Source organism: Gammaproteobacteria bacterium, from assembly GCA_021648145.1.
Lineage (GTDB): Bacteria > Pseudomonadota > Gammaproteobacteria > JAADGQ01 > JAADGQ01 > S141-38.
Genome location: JAKITI010000001.1, coordinates 236,117 through 245,044 on the forward strand (window position 1 = coordinate 236,117; position 8,928 = coordinate 245,044).

10 protein-coding genes are annotated in these 8,928 nt (G+C 39.3%); 6 read left to right on the forward strand and 4 right to left on the reverse strand.

Annotated elements, in window-relative coordinates:
* Positions 1-133: 133 nt before the first annotated feature.
* The 3 genes from L3J70_01060 to L3J70_01070 are packed head-to-tail and all read left to right on the forward strand — an operon-like array spanning position 134 to position 2,329.
* Positions 134-1,072 carry an ABC transporter ATP-binding protein gene (locus L3J70_01060; protein MCF6234962.1) on the forward strand — a complete coding sequence of 313 codons (939 nt, stop codon included), beginning with the start codon at positions 134-136 and terminating at the stop codon, positions 1,070-1,072.
* On the forward strand, positions 1,069-1,830 hold the full coding sequence (locus tag L3J70_01065) for an ABC transporter permease (protein ID MCF6234963.1): 762 nt from the start codon (positions 1,069-1,071) through the stop codon (positions 1,828-1,830). Before L3J70_01060 ends, L3J70_01065 begins: the two co-directional genes overlap by 4 nt.
* Positions 1,831-1,843: 13 nt before the next feature.
* The gene (locus L3J70_01070) at positions 1,844-2,329 is read left to right on the forward strand and encodes a L,D-transpeptidase (GenBank protein MCF6234964.1); all 486 of its coding nucleotides are present in this window, start codon (positions 1,844-1,846) and stop codon (positions 2,327-2,329) included.
* On the opposite strand, the gene L3J70_01075 is transcribed toward L3J70_01070, so the two are convergent.
* Positions 2,326-3,030: a DUF3581 domain-containing protein gene (locus tag L3J70_01075; protein ID MCF6234965.1), complete on the reverse strand. Its 705-nt coding sequence runs from the start codon at positions 3,028-3,030 to the stop codon at positions 2,326-2,328. The two genes, L3J70_01070 and L3J70_01075, sit on opposite strands and share 4 nt — an antisense overlap.
* Positions 3,031-3,190: 160 nt before the next feature.
* Between L3J70_01075 and L3J70_01080 the strand changes: the two genes are divergently transcribed.
* The 3 genes from L3J70_01080 (at position 3,191) to L3J70_01090 (ending at position 6,243) form a co-directional block, all read left to right on the forward strand.
* Positions 3,191-3,520, forward strand: coding sequence for a helix-turn-helix domain-containing protein (locus L3J70_01080; GenBank protein MCF6234966.1), 330 nt, complete (start codon positions 3,191-3,193; stop codon positions 3,518-3,520).
* Complete coding sequence (locus L3J70_01085; protein MCF6234967.1) at positions 3,514-4,830, forward strand: type II toxin-antitoxin system HipA family toxin; 1,317 nt, start codon at positions 3,514-3,516, stop codon at positions 4,828-4,830. Before L3J70_01080 ends, L3J70_01085 begins: the two co-directional genes overlap by 7 nt.
* A gap of 141 nt (positions 4,831-4,971) precedes the next feature.
* Positions 4,972-6,243, forward strand: coding sequence for a glycosyltransferase family 4 protein (locus L3J70_01090; protein ID MCF6234968.1), 1,272 nt, complete (start codon positions 4,972-4,974; stop codon positions 6,241-6,243).
* A 4-nt stretch (positions 6,244-6,247) separates the two neighbouring features.
* Here L3J70_01090 and L3J70_01095 read toward each other — a convergent pair whose 3' ends face one another.
* From L3J70_01095 to L3J70_01105, 3 genes are all read right to left on the reverse strand, one after another.
* Entirely contained in the window at positions 6,248-7,348 is a 1,101-nt protein-coding gene (locus tag L3J70_01095; GenBank protein ID MCF6234969.1) for a glycosyltransferase family 4 protein, read from the reverse strand.
* A gap of 85 nt (positions 7,349-7,433) precedes the next feature.
* The gene (locus L3J70_01100) at positions 7,434-7,715 is read right to left on the reverse strand and encodes a type II toxin-antitoxin system RelE/ParE family toxin (GenBank protein ID MCF6234970.1); all 282 of its coding nucleotides are present in this window, start codon (positions 7,713-7,715) and stop codon (positions 7,434-7,436) included.
* Positions 7,712-7,939, reverse strand: coding sequence for an addiction module protein (locus L3J70_01105; protein MCF6234971.1), 228 nt, complete (start codon positions 7,937-7,939; stop codon positions 7,712-7,714). Before L3J70_01105 ends, L3J70_01100 begins: the two co-directional genes overlap by 4 nt.
* Positions 7,940-8,928 lie beyond the last annotated feature (989 nt).

The following is an 8,928-nucleotide window of genomic DNA, read 5'->3' on the forward strand; positions in this document are numbered from 1 at the left end:
GCAAGAGAAAGTCAATTTTTATGAATGTTTGATAAATATTTTGTATAGATTTTATATTGCCTCATATATATACTCAACAACGCCATAACATGTTAATTATGACTGTCTGATAAACACAACAAAGGAGTGATTCTTGAAATCACAAGAGTCCGCAGCAATTACAATAAAAGGTGTTGAAAAACACTTTGCTCAAGTTCACGCGCTGCGTGGCATTGATCTTGAGATTAAACGCGGTGAATTTTTTGGTCTGCTCGGCCCGAATGGTGCAGGAAAATCAACGCTGATCAATATCATTGCAGGGCTGACCCGTGCGGATTCAGGTCAGGTTTCTATCATGGGCTATGATGTCATCAAACAATATCGCCAGGCACGCAGGCGCATCGGTATCGTTCCACAAGAACTTGTTTATGATTCATTTTTTAACGTGCGTGAAGTATTACGCCTGCAAGCAGGTTATTTTGGCTGTGGCCGTGAAAGCCACGACTGGATTGATGAGCTGTTAGATGTACTGATGTTGCACGACAAAGCAGACACCAACGTCAAACAGCTTTCAGGTGGAATGAAACGACGTGTGCTGGTCGCAATGGCATTGGTTCACAAACCTGATGTGGTCGTTCTGGATGAACCGACAGCCGGTGTTGACGTTGAGTTGCGCCAATCTTTATGGGGATTCATCAAGCGTTTGCATAATGAAGGCCACACCATCGTTTTAACGACACACTATTTAGAAGAAGCGGAATCACTCTGTGATCGCATTGCCATATTGGGTGAAGGTAAAGTCATCGCACTAGACAGCAAACAAGGATTATTGGACAGAGGAGTCAACCATGTTCAATTAGTGACGCTGACAACAAAAGAACCGATTCAAGATATTCCGCAGCAACTGTCAAAAAATATCAAACAACACAATGGAACTGAATTGGTTTTGCAACTCAACCAGAAAACAGACGACATTATCGAGCTACTTGATGTCATACGCGATACGGGAGCCATCATAAAAACCATAAAAACATCAGAGGCAGACCTTGAGGATGTGTTCATGGAAATCACTAATAACGGACGATTATCATGAATTTGCGCGGCTTTTATACACTCTTTTGCAAAGAGTTATTACGTTTTTATAAAGTGGCGGTACAAACCATACTCGCACCAGTCATCACTGCCCTACTGTACCTGCTGGTTTTTTCACATGTACTGGCAGATCATATTGAAGTTTATCCCGGTGTCAGTTACACCGCATTTCTGATACCTGGCCTAATTATGATGGCAGTGATTCAGAACTCATTTGCGAACAGTTCATCGAGCCTGATTCAATCGAAATATACCGGCAACATTTTGTTCATACTGCTTCCCCCACTCTCTTATCTGGAATTCTATCTCGCATTCATGGCGGCAGCCGTCGTGCGCGGTGTTGCTGTTGGAACAGGCGTTTTACTCACCGCCCTCTTTTTTGTTGATTTGCCACTGTATAGCTTTCTCTATTTGTTGCTGTTTGGAATCATTAGCAGTGCTACTTTAGGAAGCTTGGGAATTATTGCCGGAATCTGGGCTGATAAATTTGATCATCTGGCTGGCTTTCAAAACTTCGTTATTATGCCGCTTTCATTTCTGAGTGGTGTATTTTACTCCATCCACTCTCTACCTGAAGTTTGGCAAACCATCTCCCGTTTCAATCCGTTTTTCTATATGATTGATGGCTTTCGTTATAGCTTTTTTGGCCAATCGGATGTTAACCCGCTCTTTAGTTTATCTGTCGTTTCACTGTTTTTATTGATCTTGGCAAGTGCTGCAATGTGGATATTAAAAAGTGGTTATAAACTGAGAAATTAGGCAAGACATTAATATGAACACTTCCATTAAAATCAGTATTTCAGCACAAACTCTCTCTCTGTATGAAAGTGAAAAACTCGTAAAAAAATACACTATTTCAACGGCTAAAAATGGTACGGGGGAGCAGTATGGCAGTGAATGCACTCCGCTAGGAAAGCATATCATTCACGAAAAAATAGGTGCTGATTGTTTACCTAATACTGTTTTTGTTGGGCGTAAAGCCACTGGAGAAATTTACAGCTCTGAACTTGCGGCTCAGCACCCCGACAGAGATTGGGTACTTAGTCGAATCTTATGGCTCAGTGGTATGGAAGTTGGAAAAAATAGACTGGGCCAGGTCGATACCATGCGTCGATACATCTACATTCATGGCTGCCCTAATGAGTTCCCGATGGGAGTCGCAAAATCTCATGGATGCATTCGAATGCACAATCAAGATGTTATCGAACTCTTTGAATCGGTCAAACTTGATACAAAAGTGCTCATCAGCCTAGATTAACCTACGCCTTTACTTGCGCTGTACTCTTCAACCAATTGTGCCATAACATCCTCGTCAAATGCTCTAAGGCCACTCAAAACCATTGTTTTTTTGCCCTTACCAACCACTTCACCCGATGCAAGCAAACTAAATTCAAGCGTCGCATCACCACGTTTTCCATTCACCTCAAGGCTGGAGCCTGTCAGTTCTAATGTAATATCGTTGATATCCATTCTCATCATATCAATGCTCATACTTTCATAAATCACTAATGGACGTTTTGGATTAATCATAACTTGATGTTCACGCATCAAAGGGACAAGAATGTGTGGAAAAGTTTTCCCCGAAAACTCAACATAACGACGAGTCAAGATATCAATCAAACTCTCTTCGCTGTTTGTATCGCCTGAAGCTTCAACGGTTAAATACGCTTTGCCTTTTTCATCTGAAATTGATAATTTATCTGCTGATTTTTCAGGAAATTTCAGTGCAATCTCATCGCCGACCATCCCTAAAAATTTAAAACGCATCTGCTGACTAAGACCATACTTCGCTAATACAACCGCAAATAACAGGTCACCTGGCACACAAAAACGTTTCGCATCGGGATTATGGATCGGGTTGAAATCACCCGCAATTTTCTTAGCAAAGTCACTGGCCTGTTGACGAGAGAAGGAAACTAACCCCGTTTTTTCATTAAAAAACTGATTGATCAAAAACATACACGTATTACCATTTCAAAATAACCTAATAATTTAGCAGCGTATTATACCTGCAGTTTTAACAGATCAATACTTACAAAAATTTTCGTTACCTCATAATATGCTACTATAGTCACATAAAAGATACATAAGACACATTAAATCCTATTTTAAGCACCTTATGAATAATAAAACAAAGTCACCCGCAGCTATTACAGAAGAGCTTGGAGAGCGACTAAAACAAGCTCGCTTAAACACAGATATGACTCAAACAGAGGTCGCGGATCTTGCTGGTGTATCGAGAAAAGTAGTTCTCAATGCCGAGAAAGGTAAGGTGCAGCTAGAGTCATTAGTGGCAATCATGGTGGCGCTTAATTTGACCGAGCAATTAGGCCGGCTCTTGCCAAAACAAGATATTTCACCCATTCAACTCTCCAAACTGCACGGTAAAAAACGTCAAAGAGCGTCTGGCCAGAGAAAAGTAAAAGATGAGGAGCCACCAAAATGGTAATGGAGGTCATTAGAGTTAATTACCAGGATCTTGAGGTGGGAGCAGTCAGCTTTGATACAGACATAGGCGTTGCTGCTTTTGAATATGAGCCATCATTTATTAGCAGTGGAGTTGAGCTGGCACCAATAAAGATGCCGCTGACAAAACGTATCTATTCATTTCCAGAGCTCGGTTATGAAACCTTTAAAGGACTGCCGGGGTTAATTGCCGATTCGCTACCTGATGATTTTGGTAATGCAGTACTTAATGCCTGGATTGCCAGCAAGGGTAAACTGCCAGCCGACATAACCCCGCTACAGAGACTCCAATACATAGGAAAACGTGGTATGGGATCTCTTGAATATGCACCAGCAACCAAACTCAGGAACCTAAACTCTTCCGAGCAAGTAGAAGTTGAGTCTTTAATCAGTATCGCTCAGGAAATACTGGATAGTCGTACTGACTTTACTGTTAAATTAAATAGAGATGGACAAGAAAACCGTGAAGCCATGATGGCGCTATTATCCGTCGGTACGAGTGCAGGTGGAGCGCGCGCCAAAGCGGTACTGGCATTTAATAAAGACTTTACCCAGATTCGCTCGGGACAAGCCAAAATACCCAAGGGGTTCACGCACTACCTGATGAAATTTGATGGTGTCAGTGAACACAGCAAGAATAAAGAGACCTTTGGCGATCCACTGGGTTATGGCGCGATGGAATATACCTATTACTTGATGGCAAAATCCTGTGGCATAGAAATGATGCCGTGCAAACTACTTGAAGAAGGAAACCGTCGCCATTTTATAACCCAACGATTTGATCGAATTGGCAATGAAAAAACACATATTCAAACCCTCAATGGCATGGCTCATATTAATTACAAAATGCCCGGTTCATACTCGTATGCAGAATTGTTTGGCATTGCGAGGCAGCTTCGTCTTTCAGCCAAAGAAGCGGAGCAATTATTTTCAAGAATGGTCTTTAATATCGTAGCCAGAAACCACGATGATCACTCAAAAAACTTTTCATTCATGCTAATAAATAAAAAGTGGCAACTCGCCCCCGCCTATGATTTGGCTTATAGCTACAAGCCAGGAAGCAAGTGGGTTAACAGTCACTGGATGAGCTTAAACGGAAAACGAGACAACTTTACCAGAAGCGATTTCCACTCACTGGAGAAACTAAGCCCGATATTCACACAGGGAAAAGTCAATAACATCATCGACAAAACAATCACTCATGTATCTCAGTGGCGAAAACTGGCCACCGAAAATGAGGTACCCAAACCACTTATTAACGAAATTGAGTCAAACCTGTGCCTTGATCTGTAGAAAATGAGTACCCATTTTCTTTGTTGCTGCTCTAAGAGATCTTTACCCTCAAATACTACAGAAATTTATACTGGAGACCGAAGTATTTATTCAAACAATAAAAATATATAATGCTCATAACAGGATGATTAAATTATTATCATGGAAACGAATATAATACCTATAAAGAAAAAGAGCCTACTGATTCTGACCCCACGCTTTCCATATCCAGTGATTGGTGGAGATCGGTTGCGCATTTATTATGTTTGTAAAGAGCTCTCAAAGAATTTTGATTTAACACTGCTTTCATTATGCGACAAAAAAAGTGATTTGAACCTTCCTGTTAATGACCATGTATTTAAAGATATTCACCGAATCTATCTTCCTAAGTGGCATAGTTATCTAAATACTCTTATCGCACTGCCTACAAAAACTCCGCTTCAGCTTGCTTATTATAAAAGTCGTAAGTTCAAGAAAATTATTGACAAACTTTTACCTTCACATGATGGTGTACTGGCTCATTTAATTAGAACAGGTCAATACATTGAGTCAAACCCATATAACAAACCTCGTTTCTTGGAAATGACCGATGCAATCTCTCTTAATTACAAGCGCGTTCAGAAATTAAGAGAGAAAAAAGGTCTAAAACAGTGGATCTATAATCTGGAAGCATCTCGCCTTGAAGTGTATGAAAAAAAGTGTATAAATAACTACGACTCTGTCACTTTAGTTTCAGACATTGACAGAAAACACCTTACAGAGTACCCAAACCCTAACATCAGCATTATTAGTAATGGAGCTGATTTTTCCAAGCTCACTTACATAGGCACAACCCCTAAGAGTCAATTAATTGTTTTTATTGGAAATATCATCAGTGTTCAAAATCAAGATGCTTGCCAACACTTTATTGATTCAATACTTCCCCTCTTAAGAAAAAAAGGAAATTTCACATTCCGAATTATTGGCAATATTCGTCCAGGTATTCGTGCTCACTTTGAAAAGTATTCAAATGTAGAAGTGACTGGAAAAGTTGATTCTGTCTCTGATGCGGCACAAGGTGCTTTATGTGGAGTATGTCCAATAAGAATTGGCGCAGGCATTCAAAACAAAATATTAGAGTATATGTCTATTGGGTTGCCTGCAGTAACAACGACAATGGGGAAAGAAGGTATTAATGCTACTCCTGACAAAGAGATTATAATTCGTGATACGCCCGAAGAATTTTCTAACGCAATATACAATCTACAAACACAATCAGACTTATTAAAACAGATTGCTACGGCGGGGAGTGCATATGTTCAAAAAAATCATCAATGGGATCATATTTTAGAAAGTTACACAAATAGTATTCGTTACCACTTGAATAAAAGTGAAAGTATCACACCCATCAATTTAGCCACACCAATGGGAGAGCTTAATGTTGAATTAACGTGATTAATCACTCCAACGTATCTTGCCAAAAGTCTTTCATCTTCGAATTAACATTATCCGGGTGATATAACAAAACCTGTTTATCACCCTTCATAATCAAATTGGCTGCCAGATCATTATCAAAAACAACCTTATCTAAAGCCATCGCCATCTCATTAATAGAGAGAGGATCCACAAGTAACCCTGCATCCCCTACCACTTCAGGAATTGCGGTGCTGTTACTGCACACAATAGGTGAGCCACTCGCCATCGCTTCTAACAAAGGTATTCCAAAACCTTCAAAGAGTGATGGAAAAAAGAATGCCCGACACTCCTGGTATAACTGCTTTAACTCATCATTGGATTTACGTTCCAGCAACTCAACACGATCACTGACTCCAAACTCAGATGCCAACTTATAAAATTTATTATGATACTGCGGAGCAACGCCAGCAATCTTCAATGTCACTTTTTGTTCACGATTACCTTTTGAAAATAGTGAAAACGCCTCAATCGCTCTCGCTAGATTTTTGCTTGGTGCTTCTCCCGCGACACACAACAGATACTTTTTTCTATTTTTAAGCTCTAGTTTTTTGGTATCAAACCACTCTTTATCTATAGTATTGGGTAAAACTGTTATATTTTCAGAAGGGATTTGATAGGAGTCTATTAGTTTTTGGCGTGTATATTCAGAGACCGCAACAATCTTATCTGCTCTTTTTAATACCTTAGGGAGCACCCATCTTCTATATATTCGTCCTAAATTTTGATAGATAGAGACTGATGGGGGCAATACAGAAAGTGGCTCCATAAAAATCAGATCATGCACCACAAGTATTAACTGACAGTTTTTCAAAGCTCTGACCGGCCCCGTGTTATAAGGGCATACTAAAATCCTGGCTCCACTTTCCTCGACATAATCGGGCAGTGCTTTCTGCTCCCAATAAGGAAAGAATGAAGGCTTCCTAAATACAACTGGAAACTCATCATCATGAACTGCTTTGCTACAGACTCCAACAAAAGGCACATGAGATGCTTTCATAAAAAAGCGCGCAAATTTTCCCATTCCTCGATGGCTACCTACCGTCCAGCGAGCATCGAATGCAATTTTGAATTTATTTTTTCCCAAAGAAAGACTCAATAAAATAATTTATAATCGGTTATCAATAAGTATAAGTAAGAAGCAAAGGGGGGGTAGTCAAGCTCAGATCTTGTTATGGCTTTTTTTCAGGGTCTTGTCTATTATCAAAAACTGAATGCACTACAATTCCACTATCTTCAATAGTATAGAAAATCAAGAGCGGGAATCGCTTGATTACGCATCCCCTGAAGATGGAATAATAAACCTTGTACATTTCCGAGTTTTCCATGGTCGAATTTACAGCAATTTCCATATAATCCAAAAACTCAAATCCCAACTCTCTTCTTTGCCTTTCGTACCATGCAAAGGCTAATTCGACATCATCCTCTGCCCTTTCCGTGTAACGTAATTTCATTTATATTTATCGCGCAGTTCTTTATGCACCCTATTCCAATCACGAAGTGCCAGCTTCCCTTCTTTATATTCTTTATATCTTCTGACCAGCTCTTGCTTTTGCCACTTTGACATAGGAATTTCCGAATTACTGGTGGCAATAGAGTCCCATATATTTTCAACGAGCAGTAGTTTTTTAGATAATACTAATCTACTGATTTCATCTTTTATTTGTTCAGATATCATTTGACCACCTCATTGGAATAAATGAATATATTTTGTCCAGCGTACATCAAGTATCCGATCTATTTTTTTGTTATTTTCCAACTTTTATATATTCGTTAAATGAGAGAAAACCTTCACTTCTTGTAGCTTTTAGCAATTTCAAATCATCCAAATCTTCTCTTGATATAATTCTAAACCATCATTTTTTAAATATTCAAGAAACCCAGTTACTTTATCCATAAGCTTATCATTGTTGATATTTATCGTGATTGAGTGCATATTTTTCTACTTTCTGATGTTTTTACAGCTTATGACTCGAATCCAGCTATTGTTATTCTCCAATAAAAATAACTTAACATAGCCTGTGAATGTATGAAACCAACATATATCTCATTCAACAATTTTAATAATTACCAGCTATAAGAATGTTTTTTCCACCATAATCTCCTGAGTAAACTGTACAGATAGTAACTACCTTTTCTGGTGTATAAGATGACGGCAAGATTGAATGGCTTGGCTTGGCTCAGTTCACATTCAGCCTCACAGATCGCCATGAAGTTATCGAACTATTTGTTAGTTAACTGAATTTCAGTGTAAGACATGTATTTCTCTAAGTTTATAAAGCTTTTGAGGGTCTTCTCCAATCTTTTGAGACTGTCTGAATTCGCGCACAATTATGTAAACGGATCCTTATAGCTCTATGTGTTATTATTTCCGCAGGCCTGTATACATAGAACCAATGCCTTAATGAGCAAGAACTTTATACATTTTGAAAAATCAGTCTGAGTCATCTCGCTGTCTACTCCTGAGATGAAATAGACTTTCAGTAACAACTCAAAGCAGCATCACTCCATGAAAAATCTCAAAGAGATCAAAGTTTCAAACCTCAAATTACACCGTGCACTCATGCTCATAATAACCGTACTGCTCCTAAGTGGTTGCGGAGGGCAAGCCAGTCAAGATGAAGTCTCACACGCCAACGACAAACTTTCAGCACCGCTTCCCAAAGC

Coding starts and splice junctions, on each gene's coding strand:
- L3J70_01065 (MCF6234963.1), top strand. CDS start 1,069: ATGAATTTGCGCGGCTTTTATACACTCTTTTGCAAAGAGTTATTACGT.
- L3J70_01070 (MCF6234964.1), top strand. CDS start 1,844: ATGAACACTTCCATTAAAATCAGTATTTCAGCACAAACTCTCTCTCTG.
- L3J70_01075 (MCF6234965.1), bottom strand. CDS start 3,030: ATGTTTTTGATCAATCAGTTTTTTAATGAAAAAACGGGGTTAGTTTCC.
- L3J70_01080 (MCF6234966.1), top strand. CDS start 3,191: ATGAATAATAAAACAAAGTCACCCGCAGCTATTACAGAAGAGCTTGGA.
- L3J70_01085 (MCF6234967.1), top strand. CDS start 3,514: ATGGTAATGGAGGTCATTAGAGTTAATTACCAGGATCTTGAGGTGGGA.
- L3J70_01090 (MCF6234968.1), top strand. CDS start 4,972: ATGGAAACGAATATAATACCTATAAAGAAAAAGAGCCTACTGATTCTG.
- L3J70_01100 (MCF6234970.1), bottom strand. CDS start 7,715: ATGAAATTACGTTACACGGAAAGGGCAGAGGATGATGTCGAATTAGCC.
- L3J70_01105 (MCF6234971.1), bottom strand. CDS start 7,939: ATGATATCTGAACAAATAAAAGATGAAATCAGTAGATTAGTATTATCT.